At 69.8% G+C, this 15,988-nt stretch carries 12 protein-coding genes and 1 riboswitch; of the genes, 6 read left to right on the forward strand and 6 right to left on the reverse strand.

Translation table 11 applies throughout. The annotated features are described in order from the left end of the window. Positions 1-10: 10 nt before the first annotated feature. The 3 genes from mtgA to HEP75_RS06450 all read left to right on the forward strand — a co-directional run bounded on the left by mtgA (position 11) and on the right by HEP75_RS06450 (position 2,422). The gene (gene mtgA / locus HEP75_RS06440) at positions 11-748 is read left to right on the forward strand and encodes a monofunctional biosynthetic peptidoglycan transglycosylase (protein WP_185825860.1); all 738 of its coding nucleotides are present in this window, start codon (positions 11-13) and stop codon (positions 746-748) included. A gap of 263 nt (positions 749-1,011) precedes the next feature. After that, positions 1,012-2,022 (forward strand): glycosyltransferase family 2 protein, encoded by a 1,011-nt coding sequence (locus HEP75_RS06445; protein WP_185825861.1) that lies wholly within the window; start codon positions 1,012-1,014, stop codon positions 2,020-2,022. Next, entirely contained in the window at positions 1,994-2,422 is a 429-nt protein-coding gene (locus HEP75_RS06450) for a CBS domain-containing protein (RefSeq protein ID WP_185825862.1), read from the forward strand. The genes HEP75_RS06445 and HEP75_RS06450 overlap by 29 nt, the downstream gene beginning before the upstream one ends. A gap of 124 nt (positions 2,423-2,546) precedes the next feature. Here the strand turns inward: HEP75_RS06450 and HEP75_RS06455 are convergent, their stop codons facing one another. The 4 genes from HEP75_RS06455 to HEP75_RS06470 form a co-directional block, all read right to left on the reverse strand. Then, complete coding sequence (locus HEP75_RS06455) at positions 2,547-4,526, reverse strand: AsmA family protein (protein WP_185825863.1); 1,980 nt, start codon at positions 4,524-4,526, stop codon at positions 2,547-2,549. Positions 4,527-4,587: 61 nt separating this feature from the next. Then, positions 4,588-5,232 carry a hemolysin III family protein gene (locus HEP75_RS06460; RefSeq protein WP_185815681.1) on the reverse strand — a complete coding sequence of 215 codons (645 nt, stop codon included), beginning with the start codon at positions 5,230-5,232 and terminating at the stop codon, positions 4,588-4,590. Between the two features lie 127 nt (positions 5,233-5,359). After that, entirely contained in the window at positions 5,360-6,964 is a 1,605-nt protein-coding gene (locus HEP75_RS06465; RefSeq protein WP_185822586.1) for a peptide chain release factor 3, read from the reverse strand. Between the two features lie 46 nt (positions 6,965-7,010). Then, positions 7,011-8,027: a M23 family metallopeptidase gene (locus HEP75_RS06470; protein WP_255424016.1), complete on the reverse strand. Its 1,017-nt coding sequence runs from the start codon at positions 8,025-8,027 to the stop codon at positions 7,011-7,013. Between the two features lie 134 nt (positions 8,028-8,161). Next, a riboswitch (SAM riboswitch) is annotated at positions 8,162-8,280 on the forward strand. Between the two features lie 70 nt (positions 8,281-8,350). On the opposite strand from HEP75_RS06470, the gene HEP75_RS06475 reads away from it, so the two are divergent. The 3 genes from HEP75_RS06475 to HEP75_RS06485 are packed head-to-tail and all read left to right on the forward strand — an operon-like array spanning position 8,351 to position 11,699. Next, positions 8,351-9,400 carry a homoserine O-succinyltransferase gene (locus tag HEP75_RS06475; RefSeq protein WP_185825864.1) on the forward strand — a complete coding sequence of 350 codons (1,050 nt, stop codon included), beginning with the start codon at positions 8,351-8,353 and terminating at the stop codon, positions 9,398-9,400. Further along, entirely contained in the window at positions 9,397-10,614 is a 1,218-nt protein-coding gene (locus HEP75_RS06480) for an O-succinylhomoserine (thiol)-lyase (RefSeq protein ID WP_185825865.1), read from the forward strand. Before HEP75_RS06475 ends, HEP75_RS06480 begins: the two co-directional genes overlap by 4 nt. A 20-nt stretch (positions 10,615-10,634) precedes the next feature. Then, positions 10,635-11,699, forward strand: a complete 1,065-nt coding sequence (locus HEP75_RS06485) for a homoserine dehydrogenase (RefSeq protein WP_185826517.1) — start codon at positions 10,635-10,637, stop codon at positions 11,697-11,699. A 22-nt stretch (positions 11,700-11,721) separates the two neighbouring features. Here HEP75_RS06485 and HEP75_RS06490 read toward each other — a convergent pair whose 3' ends face one another. Together HEP75_RS06490 and HEP75_RS06495 are read right to left on the reverse strand one after the other, a co-directional pair. After that, positions 11,722-12,756, reverse strand: coding sequence for an alpha/beta hydrolase (locus HEP75_RS06490; protein ID WP_185825866.1), 1,035 nt, complete (start codon positions 12,754-12,756; stop codon positions 11,722-11,724). A 69-nt stretch (positions 12,757-12,825) separates the two neighbouring features. Beyond that, positions 12,826-15,813: a ligand-binding sensor domain-containing diguanylate cyclase gene (locus HEP75_RS06495; RefSeq protein WP_255424017.1), complete on the reverse strand. Its 2,988-nt coding sequence runs from the start codon at positions 15,811-15,813 to the stop codon at positions 12,826-12,828. Positions 15,814-15,988: the final 175 nt, after the last annotated feature.

Consider the following 15,988-nt stretch of genomic DNA (forward strand, 5'->3'; position numbering starts at 1 on the left):
AGGCATAGCAATGGGGGCGCCGCGGGGCGTTGCAAGTGGCGCGGCGGTGCCGCGGCGCAGGCGTTGGCTGCGCTGGCTGCTGGCGGCGCCGCTGTTGTTCGCGCTGGCGAGCACGTCGCAGGTGATCATGCTGCGCTTCGTCGATCCACCGTTCTCGGCGATGATGCTCGAGCGCCAACTCGGCGCCTGGGGCGAGGGCGACTGGTCGTTCCGCGTCGCCTACGACTGGCGCGACAGCGCGCAGATCGCCCCGAGCCTGCCGATTTCGCTGGTGGCCGCCGAGGACCAGCGTTTCCCGAGTCACCACGGCTTCGATCTGGAGGCGATCGAGAAGGCGCGCGACCACAATGCGCGCGGCGGGCGCCTGCGTGGCGCCAGCACGATCAGCCAGCAGGTGGCCAAGAACGTGTTCCTGTGGCAGGGCCGCAGCTGGCTGCGCAAGGGCTTGGAGGCCTGGTACACGGTGCTGATCGAGGCGTTTTGGTCGAAGCAGCGGATCCTGGAGGTGTATGCCAACGTCGCCGAGTTCGGTGATGGGGTCTACGGCGCGCAGGCGGCGGCGCGCAGTTTCTGGGGCAAGGATGCGGCGCAACTGAGTCCGGCGCAGAGCGCGCTGCTGGCGGCGGTGCTGCCGGCGCCGCAGCGCTACGCCGCCGCGCGCCCGGGGCCGTACGTGCAGCGCCGCGCCAACTGGATCCAGCGGCAGACCCGGCAGCTGGGCGGGCCGGCCTATCTGCAGACGCCCTAGCAACATGTGAGCTATAGCGCGTGCGACGTTGGCCGCTAGCCCCTCTCCCATCGGGAGAGGGGTTGGGGTGAGGGTACGGCGCGAAGCGTCTCGCGGATTTGGGTATGCGAGGCTTCGCCCGTACCCTCATCCGCCCCTTCGGGGCACCTTCTCCCGTTGGGAGAAGGGAACAGGTCCCGGTGGGAGAAGGGAGCGATTCCGGATTCTCTTCATGCGGCGCACTGCCGCTGGTGAACGCGCAGGCCGCTCCGTACCATCGGCACATGGAACCCGAGCGCCTGACCGTCGTCGTCACTGCCTTCAACGAGGCGCAGACCTTGCCGCTGCTGCAGCCGCGGATCCTCGCCGCGCTCGATGGCCTGGACGATGTGGAGGGGCGGGTGCTGTATGTGGACGACGGCAGCCGCGATGAGACCTGGGAGGTGATCCTGGCGCTGGCCGCGGCCGATCCGCGAATCGGGGCGCTGCGCCTGTCGCGCAATTTCGGCAAGGAGCTGGCGCTGACCGCAGGCCTGGATTTCGTCGAGCGCGGCGCGGCGATGCTGCTGGACGCCGACGGCCAGGATCCGCCGGAGCTGATCGGGGAATTCGTCGCGCAGTGGCGCGCCGGCTACGACGACATCTACGGCACCCGCATCGCGCGCGACGGCGAAGGCTGGCTCAAGCGCGGCACCGCGTCGCTGTTCTACCGGGTGATCGGGCGCCTGTCGAAGACGCCGATTCCGGCCGACACCGGCGATTTCCGCCTGCTGTCGCCGCGCGCGCTCTCCGCGTTGGCGCAGTTGCGCGAGCGCCATCGTTTCATGAAGGGCCTGTTCGGCTGGGTCGGTTTCCGCCAGATGGCGTTGCCGTACCGGCGCGCGCCGCGCCTGGCCGGGCGCAGCAAGTTCGGCCTGTGGCGGTTGTGGAACTTCGCGCTGGAAGGCATCACCAGTTTTTCCACCGCGCCGCTGCGGGTGGCGACCTATCTGGGCCTGGCGACCGCGGTGGCCGCGTTCGTGTTCGGCACCTGGATCGTGATCAAGGCGGCGCTGTGGGGCGATCCGGTCGCCGGTTGGCCGACGATGATGGCGGTGATCCTGTTCCTGGGCGGCGCGCAGCTGATCGCGCTGGGCCTGATCGGCGAATACCTGGGCCGGCTGTACGAGGAATCCAAGCAGCGGCCGCTGTATCTGGTCGACACCTGGCGTGCACCGGGCGGAGGAGTATCCTCGGCCGTACGATCAAGCGAACCGGGAGGCAGCGATGCGTACGGTACGACAGTTGTTGAGTGACAAGGGCGGTGAGATCCACGCGGTGTCGCCGGATGCGGCGGTGGTCGATGCGCTGCGGCTGATGGCCGACAAGGGCATCGGCGCAGTGCTGGTGATGCAGGACGGGCGTCTGGCCGGCATCCTTTCCGAGCGCGACTATGCGCGCAAGGTGGTGCTGCAGGACCGTTCTTCGGCGACCACGCCGGTGCGCGACATCATGAGCGTGAAGGTGTACACGGTGGACCCGTCGCAGAGCGTGCAGCAATGCATGGAACTGATGACCGGCCAGCGCATCCGCCATCTGCCGGTGGTGCAGGCCGGCGCGGTGGTCGGGGTGATCTCGATCGGCGATCTGGTCAAGGCGGTGATCGAGGAACAGCAGCAGGAATTGGATCAGCTGCAGCGGTACATCACTAGCTGACGCGGGATTAGGGATGACCAGCCATTCGGCTGTGAAAAGCCGGGATTGGGGATTCGTAAAAGCAAAAGCAGGCTGATGCGCTTTTGACTTTTACCAATCCCGAATCCCCAATCCCGAATCCCGGCTACTTGGCATAATGCCCACCACAATCGGCGTCCTTGCCCGGGCCGGTTTCCAGCGTGGCGAGCAGGGCGGCCGGCGGGGCGATGCTGCCCAGCGCCAGGGCGATCGCGCCGCGCATGCCCAGGGCCTTGAAGTCGGGGCGGAAGGTCGGATCCTTGAAGGTGCCGCCGACGCGTAGCGGCGAGCGCAGCGACAGGATGCTGCGGTCCTTCGGGCGCGCCTTCAGCAGCAGGTCCAGTTTCTCGTCGCCAAGATCGATATCGCCGCTGCCGATCAACAACGTATCGGTGCTGTCGAAGGCCAGTGCGCGCGATTGCATCAGCCCGTCCCTGACCGCGAAATCGCCGAACGCGCAGCGCACCGGAATCTCGCGGTCCTTGGTGACCAGGAATTTCAGCGACTCGGCGATGTCCAGTCCGGCCAGTTCCATGATCAGGTTGCTGATGTGGCCCTTGCCCATGCCGATGGCGACGCTGCCGTCGGCGCTGCCGAGCATCTGCGCGATCGAGTTGCCGGTGCCGGCGAGCGCGATCTCGCCGCCGATCGCGCCGGAGGCTTCCTTGGCCAGCTGCCCGTCCGGGAACAGCTTTTCCAGCCGCATGCCGCGCACCGAGATCTGCGCGCGGGTGGCGATGGTGGGCTTGCGCGCGTCCATGCGGATGTCGGAGCGGATGTTGCCGCCGGCCACGCCGAAGTCGAGCGGCTGCAGCAGCAGCACGCCGTCGTTGAGCTTCAGGTGCGCATCCATGTCGTCCAGCGGCAGCGTCTGCGCGTTGATCCGCTGCGCCTTCCAGCGCACGTCGGCGTCCATCGCGCGCAGCTTGCCGAGGTCGTACGGGGTGGAGGGCAGCACCTTGCTGTCGGCGGCGAGCTTGGCCGCCTGTGCCTTCTGTTCGGCATTGGCGGTCTCGCCGGCGCCGGTGCGCGGCGGCGCGCCGACGAAGCCGGCCAGGTCGTCGAAGTCCAGGCGCCGCGAACGCAGGTCGGCGCGCAGGAACGGGCGTTGCCCGGCGGTGTCGATCTGCACGGTGCCGGCCAGGTCGCTGTCGCCGGCGCGGCCGCTGAACTCCTCGTAGCGCCAGATTTCGCCGTTGCGCTTGAGCCGGCCGTCGAGTTGGTAGGGCGGGGTGGAGGGAATGGCGATGCCGAGCAGCGGATACAGGTGTTGCATGTCGGTACCGGCCAGGCTCAGTTGCAGGTCGAACACGCGCAGCTGGAACGGATTGGTCAGCGTGCCGCGCATGTGCGCGCGGGTGCTGCCGGCGCTGCCGCGCAGGTCGATCTTGAACGGATGGTCGCTTTCGCTCAGTTCCAGCGGCGAGGCGGTGCTGCCCTTGAGCGTGAACGGGTTGCCGCGCCAGCGGCCATCGCCGGCGACCGCGATCGGCGGTGCGGCGTCGCCGCGGCGACGCTGCGAGGTCAGGCTGTCCACGCTGACGTCGATGTCGGTGCGGCCTGGGATGTCCTGGAAACGCAGCCGTCCCTGCTGCACCAGCATGCGGCCCAGGACCACCTGCGTGCCGCCGTCGTTGCTGCCGAAGTTCCAGTTGCCCGGTTGCCCGTTCGGTCCGGTCTCGAGCAGCAGGTTCGGCTGGTTCAGGCGGATCTCCGGAATGCGTACCTTGCCGCGCAACAGCGGCCACAGCGACAGGTCGATCTCGGCACGCTGCGCGCTGGCCATCTGCGCTTGTTTCGACCAGTCCGCGTTGGCGAAGCGCAGGCGATCGCCGCGGATGGTGAGGGTGCTGCCGAGGTCGACGTCGAGATTGCCGTCGATGTGGAACGCGCGACCGGTCTTGGCCTGCACCGCGCGCTCCACCGGACCTTTGAACCAGTTCCAGTCGAATATCAGAATGACGACCAGCAGCACCAGCACCAGTGCGCCGAGGACCAGCGGCCAACGCCGCAAGCGGCCGTCGGGGCGGCGCCAGGGCCAGGAACGGCGCCGGCCACGTGACACAGAAGTGGGTTCGCGATCCATCTCGCCATACTAGGCGGCGTGCGTGCACAGGGTGCGAAAGGGTGCCCTCCAGCAAACCGGTCTACAGCACTTGCCCGGTCACCGCGACGAAGTGGCAGACGCTGCCGGCGAGCACGAACAGGTGCCAGATCGCATGGAAGTAGCGCACGGTGTCGCGCTGGTAGAAGTAGGTGCCCAGCGTGTAGAACAGGCCGCCCGCCAGCAGCCAGCACAGGGTCGGCACATCGACCGAGTGCAGCAGCGGCTCGATCGCCACCACGATCAGCCAGCCCATGGCTAGGTAGAGGATGGTCGACAGCAGCCGGAAGCGGCCGGTGAAGAACAGCTTGAAGATCACCCCGGCCAGGGCGATGGTCCAGATCGCCGCAAACAGGCCCCAGCCCCAGGGGCCACGCAGCCCGATCAGGGTGAATGGCGTGTAGGTGCCGGCGATCAGCACGTAGATCGCGCAGTGGTCCAGCACCTGCAGCCGCGCCTTGGCGCCGGGATGCGGAATGGCGTGATACAGCGTGGAGGCGGTGTACAGCAGCAGCAAGGCGACCCCGAACACGATCGCGCCGGCCAGTTGCCAGCCGTCGCCGTAGATCGCGGCCAGGGTGATGAGCACCGAGCTGCCGGCCAGTGCGGCGACTGCGCCCAGGCCGTGGGTCAGCGCGCTGGCGAGTTCGTCGCGCCAGTCCGTCGAAGGCGGCGCATCGGCGTTCATGAGCGAGGAACGCGGGTCTGCTTCCATGGCCCGAAACGGTACCGCAATTGCGAGCGGTTCGCATCCGTTGCGATGCAGCAATTGGCGCGCGGTTCACGCCCGCGCGCTTGCGGCGTCAGTTCCTGCGTCAGTCCAGGGCGACGCTGTGCGCATGCTCGCGGGTCGCGGCGAAGCGCACGTCCGGCGCGCGTTCCTGCGCCAGCTGCAGGTTGACCCGGGTCGGCGCCAGGTAGACCAGTTCGCCGGCGCCGTCGATGCCGAGGTTCATCGCGTTCTTCTCGCGGAATTCCTCCAGCTTCTTGGCGTTGTCGCAGTGCACCCAGCGCGCGGTGACCACGCCGACCGGCTCGAAGCTGGCATCCACGCCGTATTCGTCCTTGAGCCGGTAGGCGACCACTTCGAACTGCAGCACGCCGACCGCACCCAGGATCAGGTCGTTGCTCATCAGCGGGCGGAAGAACTGGGTGGCGCCTTCCTCGGACAGCTGCGCCAGGCCCTTCTGCAGTTGCTTGAGCTTGAGCGGGTCGCGCAGCCGCGCGCGGCGGAACAGTTCCGGGGCGAAGTTGGGAATGCCGGTGAACGACAGCGCCTCGCCCTCGGTGAAGGTGTCGCCGATGGAGATGGTGCCGTGGTTGTGGATGCCGATGACGTCGCCGGGGTAGGCCTCGGCGGCGATCTCGCGGTCGCTGGCCATGAAGGTCAGCGCGTTGGCCAGCTTGGTGTCCTTGCCGGTGCGCACGTGCAGGGTCTTCATGCCGGCGCTGAAGCGGCCCGAGCAGATGCGCATGAACGCGACCCGGTCGCGGTGCTGCGGATCCATGTTGGCCTGGATCTTGAACACGAAACCGGTCAGCTTTTCCTCGGTCGGCTGCACCGGGCGGCCGGTGGTGGCATGCGCCTGCGGCGGCGGCGCGTGCTCGGCGAAGAAGTCCAGCAACGGCTGCACGCCGAAGTTGTTGACGCCGGAGCCGAAGAACACCGGGGTCTGCTTGCCGGCGCGGTAGGCGTCCAGGTCGAAGGCATGGCTGGCGCCCTGCACCAGTTCCAGTTCCTCGCGCAGTTCGGCCAGCATCTGTTCGCCGATCCGCTCAGCCAGACCGGGCGCGTCCAGCGACGGGAAGATGGTCGAGTCCTGGCGGGTGAAGTTGCGGCCCTGTTCGTACAGATGCACTTCGCCGCTGATCAGGTGCACCACGCCCTTCAGGCGCTGGCCCATGCCGATCGGCCAGGTCACCGGCGCGCACTGGATGCCGAGCACGGTCTCCACTTCGTCGAGCAGGTCGATCGGCTCCTTGCCTTCGCGGTCGAGCTTGTTGATGAAGGTCATGATCGGCGTGTCGCGCAGCCGGCACACTTCCATCAGCTTGATGGTGCGTTCTTCCACGCCCTTGGCCACGTCGATCACCATCAGCGCCGAGTCCACCGCGGTGAGCACGCGGTAGGTGTCCTCGCCGAAGTCGGCGTGGCCGGGGGTATCCAGCAGGTTGATGATCTTGCCTTCGTACGGGAACTGCATCACCGACGAGGTCACCGAGATGCCGCGCTCCTTTTCCAGCGCCATCCAGTCGGAGGTCGCATGGCGCGCGGCCTTGCGGCCCTTGACCGAACCGGCCATCTGGATCGCACCGCCGAACAGCAGCAGCTTTTCGGTCAGCGTGGTCTTGCCGGCATCGGGGTGGGAAATGATGGCGAAGGTGCGGCGGCGCGCAGCTTCCTGGGCAACATCGGACATGGCAACGGCGCCCACTGGGCGATCACGGCTACAGGGAAGAGCGCAATTATAGCGCCGCGGCGCCGGGCACGGGTTGCGCGCCGTCCGCGGCGTCCTCGCTGCGCGGCAATTTGAGTTCGCCGAGCGCGCCGGCCATGCGGAACGGGATCGACGCCAGGCGCATGCCGCGGTTGACCTGTACCGCGAAGTGCAGGTGCGGCGCGGTGCTCAGGCCGGTGTTGCCGGACAGCGCGAGGCGTTGTCCGGCGGCGACGCGCTGGCCGGCATGCACTGCCACGCCGTGCGGCGCCAGGTGCGCATACAGCGCCATGCTGCCGTCGGCGTGGAGGATGCGCACGAAGTTGGCGCGGCCGCCGAAAGTCTCGCGGTCCAGTCCGGCCTCGGCGAAACCCGCTTCCACCTGCATCACCGTGCCGGCGCGCGCGGCCAGGACCGGGGTGCCTTCGGCCAGGGCGAAATCCAGCGCGTAGTAGTTCTGCGCGTCGTGGTGGCTGAAGTGGCCGCCCACGCCCTGGTCCACGCGCACCGGCGCCGCAGCGAACGGCAACTGGTACAGGGCGTCCTGCGGCTTGGCGGCCGGGTCGCCGGGTACGGCCTCCAGCACCAGGTCGAACGGGCTGGCGTAGCGCGGGTCGCTGGCGTACAGCCGCGACAGCAGGGCGCTGCCGCGGGCAGGCAGCATCGCGCGCAGTGGCAGTGCCGGGACCGCGGCGAGGTTGTCGGCGTGGCGGGAGCGCAGTTGCACCTGCAGCGGCCCGTCCAGGCGGTTGTCGGCCCAGGCCTGTTGCCGCGGAGCTTGGCCATCCAGGCGCAACTGCGCCAGCGGCAGCTCGGCGCTCGCCGACGCCGGCGGCGGTTCGGGCGCCGCAGCGCGCTGCGGATCGGCCACGTGGTCGCCGTAGTGGGCGATGCCGTTGGCGTCCTTCCACGCATACAGCGTCCCGGCTGCGCCTGGGGTGGACGCGACACCCAGCGCGCAGGCGACCAGCAGCGGCCAGCGCGGTGCTGCGCGGAACGCAGCGACGTCGTGGGCGGTGGCGGGGGCCGGGCACTGGCCGGGCATCGGGACTCCTGGCGCCGGCGTGGGGGAGCGCCGTGGCGGTGCGGAGTATGCGGCAGTCGCGATCCCGGTTTCCTTATATCGCTCCATCCGAATAAAGAGATTTGACATCGCCGAAAAACGCTGGCATCGTGGGGTCACCATCGAGACCGGCGGAGGGACAGGCCCTTTGATGCCGGGGCAGCCAGCGGACGCGCAAGCGACCGTGTAGGTGCCAAATCCTGCGGGGACCACCGCGTCCGCCGAAAGATGGTTCGATTCGTGCCTTCCGCACGTCGAACGCGAGCTCCGCGAAGCTCGATGGCCGTTCCTCCCCGGATACCGCCATGAGCCTCGTGAATACGCCAAACCGCCCCCTTGCTGTGAATGTGCCGCTTGACCGCTATGCCGCCGCCGTTGCGCCGGCCGCCGATGGCGTCATCGCGATGCGCGGCGAAGTGGCGGTGGCGCTGCCGCTGCGCCACGCCGGCGTGCAGTTGCTGCGCCTGCGCTACGAACTGAGCGGACCGGTCGACGCGCCGGTGGTGTTCGTCGCCGGCGGCATCTCCGCGCATCGCCATCTCGCCGCCAACGCGAGCTTCCCCGAGAAGGGCTGGGCCGAAGGCCTGGTCGGGCCGGGGCGGGCGCTGGACCCGAGCCAGCGGCGGTTGCTGGCATACGATTTCGTCGGCGCCGACGGCAACCTGGACGCGCCGATCGACAGCGCCGACCAGGCCGATGCGATCGCCGCGCTGCTGGATGCGCTGGGCATCGCCCAACTGCACGGCTTCGTCGGCTATTCCTACGGCGCGCTTGTCGGCCTGCAGCTGGCGGTGCGGCATCCGCAGCGCTTGCTGAAGCTCGTCGCGGTCAGCGGTGCGCACCGCGCGCATCCGTATGCCGCGGCATGGCGCGCGCTGCAGCGCCGCGCGGTGGCGCTGGGCCAGCTGCAGTGCGCCGAGAGCCACGGGCTGTCGCTGGCGCGGCAGTTCGCGATGCTCAGCTACCGCACCCCGGAAGAATTCGGCGAGCGCTTCGATGCGCCACCGGAAGTGATCAACGGCCGCGTGCGCGTCGCCGCCGAGGACTACCTGGATGCCGCCGGCGCGCAGTACGTGGCGCGCACCCAGGTCAACGCCTACCTGCGCCTGTCCGAATCCATCGACCTGCACCGCATCGATCCGGCCGCCGTCGCCGTGCCGACAGTGGTGGTCGCGGTCGAAGGCGACCGCCTGGTGCCGCTGGCCGACCTGGTCACCCTGGTCGAAGGCCTGGGCCCGCGCGGCAGCCTGCGCGTGCTGCGTTCGCCATACGGCCACGACGCCTTCCTGAAAGAAACCGACCGCATCGACGCGATCCTCGCCACCGCCCTTCGCCCCACCGGAGCTACCGCATGAGCACTGCCCACGACAACGATCTGCCCTGTAGCGCCGCCACCGCCGCGGTGCGCGCCGGCATCGATCGCGATACCGCCTACGGCGCGGTGACTCCGCCGATCGTACTGTCGTCGAACTTCAGCTTCGACGGCTTCGGCAACAAGCGCCAGTACGACTACACCCGCAGCGGCAACCCGACCCGCGACCTGCTCGGCGAAGCGCTGGCGGAGCTGGAAGGCGGCGCCGGCGGCGTGATCACCGCCACCGGCATGGGCGCGATCAACCTGGTGCTGAACGCGCTGCTGCAGCCGGGCGACAAGCTGGTGGTGCCGCACGATGCGTACGGCGGCAGCTGGCGCCTGTTCAACGCGCTGGCCAAGAAGGGCCATTTCGAGCTGATCACTGCCGACCTCACCGACCCGCGCTCGCTGGCCGATGCGCTGGCGCAGTCGCCGCAGCTGGTGCTGATCGAAACTCCGTCCAATCCGCTGCTGCGCATCACCGATCTGCGCTTCGTCATCGATGCCGCGCACAAGGCCGGCGCGCTGGCGGTGGTCGACAACACCTTCCTGTCGCCGGCGCTGCAGAAGCCCATCGCCTTCGGCGCCGATCTGGTCATCCATTCCACCACCAAGTACGTCAACGGCCACAGCGATGTGGTCGGCGGCGCGGTGATCGCCGCCACCGCCGAACTGCACCAGCAGTTGGTGTGGTGGGCCAACGCGCTGGGCCTGACCGGGTCGCCGTTCGATGCGTTCCTGACCCTGCGCGGCCTGCGCACGCTGGATGCGCGGCTGCGCGTGCACCAGGAAAATGCGCAGGCGGTGGTGGCGCTGCTCGACGGGCATGCCGCGGTCAACCAGGTCTATTACCCGGGCCTGGCCACGCATCCGGGGCATGCGGTGGCGGCGCGGCAGCAGACCGGCTTCGGCGCGATGATCAGCTTCGAGCTGGCCGGCGGCGAGGCCGAGGTGCGCGCCTTCGTCGATGGCCTGCGCTATTTCACCCTGGCCGAGTCGCTGGGCGGGGTGGAGAGCCTGATCGCGCATCCGGCGTCGATGACGCACGCGGCGATGACCGCCGAGGCGCGCGCCAACGCCGGCATCAGCGATGGCCTGCTGCGGCTGTCGGTGGGCATCGAGTCCAGCGAGGACCTGATCGCCGACCTGCAGGCCGGTCTGCTGCGTGCGCAGCAGGCGGGCGAGTCGGTGGCGCGCAAACGGGTGGACGCGTGAACAGCAGCGTCGCTGACGCAATAGCGCCGGCGCCGGCGCGGGCGGCCGATGCCGCACTGCCGCGGCTCGGTCTGCTCGGTACCGGCACGGTCGGACGCGCCTTCGTCGCGCGCTACCAGGTGTTGCAGCAGCGTCGCCCGGGCTTGCCGGCGTTCGCCTGGCTGGCCAATTCGCGCACCCTTCAGGAATGCGGGCAAGCACCGGCGCAGGCATTGGCGGTGGCCAATGCCGCCGCGCGTGGCAATGGCGGCAGCACGCCGCAACCGGCCGATCTGCGTGCCGGCGACATCGTGGTCGATGCCACCGCCAGCGAAGCGGTGGCGCAGCGGCATGCCGAGTGGCTGTCGCGCGGGGTGCATGTGGTCACCGCGAACAAGCTCGGCCAGGGCGCCGCGTTGGCGCGCGCCGAACAGATCCATGCCGCGCGGCATGCCGCCGGCGCGCACTACGGCGACAGCGCCACGGTCGGCGCGGGCCTGCCGTTGCTGAGCAGCCTGCGCGCGCTGGCCGCCGGCGGCGACCATATCCACGCGGTGGAAGGCGTGCTGTCCGGCTCGATGGCGTGGCTGCTGCATCGCTACGACGGCAGCCGCGCGTTCTCCGATTGCGTGCGCGAGGCCGCGGCGGCCGGCTATACCGAGCCGGATCCGCGCGAGGACCTGTCCGGCGAGGACGTGCGCCGCAAGTTGCTGATCCTGGCGCGCGCGGCCGGGCTGTCGCTGCGCGCCGAGCAGGTGCAGGTCGATTCGCTGCTGCCGGCGGCGCTGGCCGCGGCGGCACCGCGCGACGTGGATGCCGGGTTGTCGGCGCTGGATGCGCCGCTGGCGGCGCGTTTGGCGCAGGCGCGCGCGAATGGCGCCTGCCTGCGTTTCGTCGGCCGCTTCGATGCGCATGGCGCGTCGGTGGGATTGCGCGAACTGCCGCTGGCGCATCCGCTGGCCAGCGGCGCCGGCACCGACAATCGCGTCGCCATCCACAGCGACCGCTACCTGCAGCAACCGTTGCTGATCCAGGGCCCGGGCGCCGGTGCCGAGGTGACCGCGGCGGCCTTGCTCGACGACGTATTGCGCATCGCGGTGCGCTGAGGCGCCGGCATCCGCTGCGCCGTTACGGCGCAGCGTTCGGTGCGGCGCTCGGCGCGGCCAGCGCCTGCAGCAGCGCGGCGTTGAAGCGCTGCGGCGCTTCGACCTGCGGCGAGTGGCCCAGGTCGGCGAATTCGACCAGCGTCGCGCCGGGAATCGCCGCCGCCGCGCGCTTGCCCAGCGCCGGATAGTCGCCCAGGGTCCTGGCCAGCGCCGGCGGCGCCAGGTCCTTGCCGATCGCGGTGCGGTCGCGCTGGCCGATGAACAGCGTGGTCGGCACGCGGAGTTGCGCGAACTGCTGCACCACCGGCTGGTTGAACACCATGTCCGAGGTCAGCGCCTGGTTCCAGGCCACACGGTCGTGGCCGGGACCGGCATACAGCCCGGCCTGCATCGTCACCCAGCGGTCGTACTCGGGTTTCCACTGCCCGCCGTAATAGACGTTCTGCTGGTACTGCTTGATCGAGGCGGCATCGGTCTTGCGTTCCTTCGCGTACCAGTCGTCGACGCTGCGCCACGGTACGCCGGCCGCCTTCCAGTCCTCCAGCCCGATCGGGTTGACCAGCAGCAGCCGGCTCACGTCCTGCGGATACTGCAGGGCGTAATGCGCGGCGAGCATGCCGCCCATCGAATGGCCGACGAACACCGCCCGGGTGACCCCGGCGTGTTGCAGCAGCGCATGGGTGTTGGCCGCCAGTTGCGCGAAGGAGAACTGGTAGGCCTGCGGCTTGCTCGACTTGCAGAAGCCGATCTGGTCCGGCGCGATCACCCGATAGCCCGCGGCGACCAGCGCGGCGATCGCCGACTCCCAGGTCGCCGCGCAGAAGTTCTTGCCGTGCAGCAGCACGACCGTTTGGCCGTTCGGCGCGCCGGTTGGGGCCACGTCCAGGTAGGCAATCTGCAACGGCTGGCGTTGCGAGGCGAAGTCGTAGCGCGCGACCGGATACGGATAATCGAAGCCTTCCAACTGCGCGCCGTAGCGCGGCGTGGGCGTGGCGGCGTGGCAGGGCGGCAGCAGAAGCGCGGCGGCGAGCGCGGCGAGGAGCGAGTGTCGGCGCATGCGGGCTGGAGCGAGTGCGGGGATGCCGCGACTCTAGCCCGGGTCATGCACGGGCCGCGTCAACGCGCTTCAGCAGCGCGAGTGCACCAGGTTCAGGCAGGCGTGGTGCTGCATGCGCTCGGCCGGCTCCTGCAGCGCTGCCAACACCTGCTCGGCCTGCGTGCCCAGTACCGGCCGGTACGCAGCCCAGCCGTTGCGGCCCTTGGCCTTGGCCTGGTACAGCGCGCGGTCGGCGAGGATCAGCAACTGCTCCCAGCCCAGGCGGCTGTCGGGATCGTGCACGAACGGGAATTCGGCCAGGCCGATCGAGCAGGTGACCTGGCTGTGGCGGCCGTGCTCGAGCGCGAAGCTGTGCGCGGCGATCGAGCGGCACAGGCGCTCGGCGGCCACGGTCAGGTTCTCGCGCGGCGCCGAGCGCAGCACCAGCAGGAATTCCTCGCCGCCCCAGCGCACCACGTAGTCGCTTTCGCGGGTCAGCTTGACCAGCAGCTGCGCCATCTGCTGCAGCACCGCGTCGCCGGTGTGATGGCCACCGCTGTCGTTGATCGCCTTGAAATGGTCGATGTCGATCAGCGCGAACAGCATGCCCGAGGACAGCATGTCCTGGTCGTTGGCGGCCATGCGCCGGTACAGCGCGATGTCGCTGGGGATGTGCAGCGACAGGTAGCGGCGATTGCGCAGTTGGGTCAGGTCGTCGGTGAAGCTGGCTTCCTGCAGGCGCTGGTTGGCCGCCTGCAGCGCCTCGGTGCGCTGGCGCACCTGCCGTTCCAGCGTCGCGCGCTGGCGCTGGTTGACCACGCGCGCGATGCCAAGCAGCGCCAGCGCCAGCGCCAGCACGCCCAGCGCCAGCAGCAGCTTGTAGAACAGCGTCTCCTGGAAGCGCAGCCGGATCCGCAGCGGCAATCGCGCCGGCGCCTGCGCCCAGACCCCGGCGTTGTTGCTGCCGCTGACCTCGAACACGTAGTCGCCGCCGGGCAGGTTGGTATAGCTGGCCACGCGCTGGCGGATGTCGTCCAGGCTGCGCCACTGGGTGTCGTAGCCGACCAGGCGGTAGCGCAGTTCCACGTTCTCCGGGGCCTGGAACGAGGCCGCGGTGAACTCGAAATCCAGGTCGCGCGCCTGCGCCGGCAGCGGCGTGTCGCGCAGCGCCTGCGGCGCCATCCAGCGGCCCTGCGCGCGGATCCGTTCCACCACCGGCTGCGGCGCGACCGGATTCTTGACGATGCCGGCGGTGTCCATGGTCACCACGCCGTCGCGGCTGGGCAGCCACAGCGTGCCGTTGTCGATGAAGCCCTTGCCGTTGCCGGCGCCGTTGCAGCACAGGCCCTGCACGCCGCCGTGGCGCTGGCCGCGCTCGTTGAGCAGCAGTTCGGCCTGCAGTGGCGTGCTCGGCACCTCGATGCGCTTGAGCAGGCTCGCCAGCGGCATCCGGTACACGCCGCGCAGGCCGGCCACCCACAGGCTGCCATGGCCGTCGTCGGCGATGAAGAACGCGGCGTTGGCCGGCAGCCCGTCGTGTTCGTCGAACATGGTCCAGCGCTTGCCGTCGAACACCCACAGCTGGTCGGACAGGGTGCCGATCACCCACTGCCCGCCGGGCAGTTCGTGGATCGCGGTGACGTCGGCGTCGGCCAGCGCCGAGCCGGCCTCGGCGAGCGGCAGCAGGCGCTCGCCGCGCAGTTCGTACAGGCCGGCCTGGGAGCCGATCAGCAGGCGGCCGGCCCGGGTTTCGTGGATCAGGCGCACACGCGGATCGCGCAGGCCCTCGTCGTTGCCGTAGCGCTGCAGGTGCGCGCCGTCGCTGCGGAACAGGCCGTCGCTGGTGGCGAACCACAGCCGTTGCGCGCGGTCGCGAACGATGCCGTTGACCTGCAGTTCGTGCAGCGGCGCCAGCAGCGGCGGCTCGCTGGCGCGCCCGTCGCGGTACAGCAGCGCGCCGCGGCGGGTGCCGATCCACAGCTGGCCGGGTTCGGCGAGCAGGGTGTAGGGAACATCGGCGGGCAGTTGCTCGCGGCGCAGCACCTGCTGATAGCGGCCGGCGCGCAGCCGCTCCAGGCCGTTGCCGGTGCCGACCCACAGCGAGCCGTCGGGATCGCGCGCCAGCGTCCACACCAGCGGGTCGCTCAGGCCTTCGTAGCTGCTGTAGCGGCGGGTCCAGCCGTTCCACAGCCGGGTCGCGCCCTTCCAGCGGCTGCCCAGCCACAGGTTGCGCTCGCGGTCCTCGAAGATCGCGCTGGCGCCGGCGTCCTGGTCGCTTTCCGTGTATCGCTCGACGATGTCGCCGTCGCGTACGCGCAGCAGATAGCCGGGCAGGCCCACCCACAGGTTGCCGTCGCTGTCCTGGAACAGCGCTTCCACCGCGCGCCGGGTCACCGCCGGGTCGCCAGGCAGCCGCTGCCAGCGGCCGTCGCGGCGGAACAGCAGGCCGTCGCGACTGCCGGCCCACAGCCGTCCCTGCGCGTCCAGCAGTTGCCGCACTGGCGCGGCGTGCGCGTCGGCCGGCAGCGGCAGCGGTTCCTCGTCGCCTTCGGCGAAGCGCAGCACGGCGCCGCGCGTGCCGACCCACAGCTCGCCGCCGCGCGGCAGCAGCGCATAGGCGCCGTCGGCGATGCGATGACGCAGGCGCAGGCTGTCGCCGACCACGGCGTAGACGCCGTCCTGCGCGGCGACCAGCACCGTGCCTTGCGCGTCGACCGCGATCGCTTCGATATTCAGCAGCGCGGCTTGCGGATCCTGCGGCAGCAGGTTGCTGAAGCGGCCGTCGCGATAGCGCGCCAGGCCGCGGTAGGTGCCGATCCACAGGTCGCCGCGCGGGTCCACCTGCAGGGCCTTGATCCACGGGCCGGGCAGGTTGGCCGGGGCTTTCTCGCCGAAGGTGGTCATGCGCACGCCGTCGAAGCGCGCCAGCCCGCCCATCGTGCCGATCCACAGATAGCCCTGCCGATCCTGCGCGAAAGCCTGCACGCTCAGCTGCGGCAGCCCTTGTTCCAGGCCCCAGCCTTGGCGTTCGTAGTGGTTGAACTGCTTGTCCGGCTGCAAGGCGGCCGCCGTCGGCACGAGCGAGATCCACGCTCCGAAGAGCATGGCCAGCTTTAGCGCACAGGTGCACCAGGAAGCGGGGTGGGACTGCAAGGGCATTCCAGTGCCGGCTCGGCGGATCGTCAGTGTCGCTATCGGCGCAGGCGCGCCGATCTTTATCCGTACCGCAACAAAAGCCTGCGCGGCGTCGTCG

The organism is Xanthomonas sp. SI (assembly GCF_014236855.1).
GTDB lineage: Bacteria > Pseudomonadota > Gammaproteobacteria > Xanthomonadales > Xanthomonadaceae > Xanthomonas_A.

Bases quoted from the DNA above. Each gene is read 5' to 3' on its own strand.
- mtgA (WP_185825860.1), top strand. From the start codon at position 11: ATGGGGGCGCCGCGGGGCGTTGCAAGTGGCGCGGCGGTGCCGCGGCGC.
- HEP75_RS06460 (WP_185815681.1), bottom strand. From the start codon at position 5,232: ATGAACGCCGATGCGCCGCCTTCGACGGACTGGCGCGACGAACTCGCC.
- HEP75_RS06465 (WP_185822586.1), bottom strand. From the start codon at position 6,964: ATGTCCGATGTTGCCCAGGAAGCTGCGCGCCGCCGCACCTTCGCCATC.
- HEP75_RS06455 (WP_185825863.1), bottom strand. From the start codon at position 4,526: ATGGATCGCGAACCCACTTCTGTGTCACGTGGCCGGCGCCGTTCCTGG.
- HEP75_RS06445 (WP_185825861.1), top strand. From the start codon at position 1,012: ATGGAACCCGAGCGCCTGACCGTCGTCGTCACTGCCTTCAACGAGGCG.
- HEP75_RS06450 (WP_185825862.1), top strand. From the start codon at position 1,994: ATGCGTACGGTACGACAGTTGTTGAGTGACAAGGGCGGTGAGATCCAC.
- HEP75_RS06475 (WP_185825864.1), top strand. From the start codon at position 8,351: ATGAGCCTCGTGAATACGCCAAACCGCCCCCTTGCTGTGAATGTGCCG.
- HEP75_RS06490 (WP_185825866.1), bottom strand. From the start codon at position 12,756: ATGCGCCGACACTCGCTCCTCGCCGCGCTCGCCGCCGCGCTTCTGCTG.
- HEP75_RS06470 (WP_255424016.1), bottom strand. From the start codon at position 8,027: ATGCCCGGCCAGTGCCCGGCCCCCGCCACCGCCCACGACGTCGCTGCG.
- HEP75_RS06480 (WP_185825865.1), top strand. From the start codon at position 9,397: ATGAGCACTGCCCACGACAACGATCTGCCCTGTAGCGCCGCCACCGCC.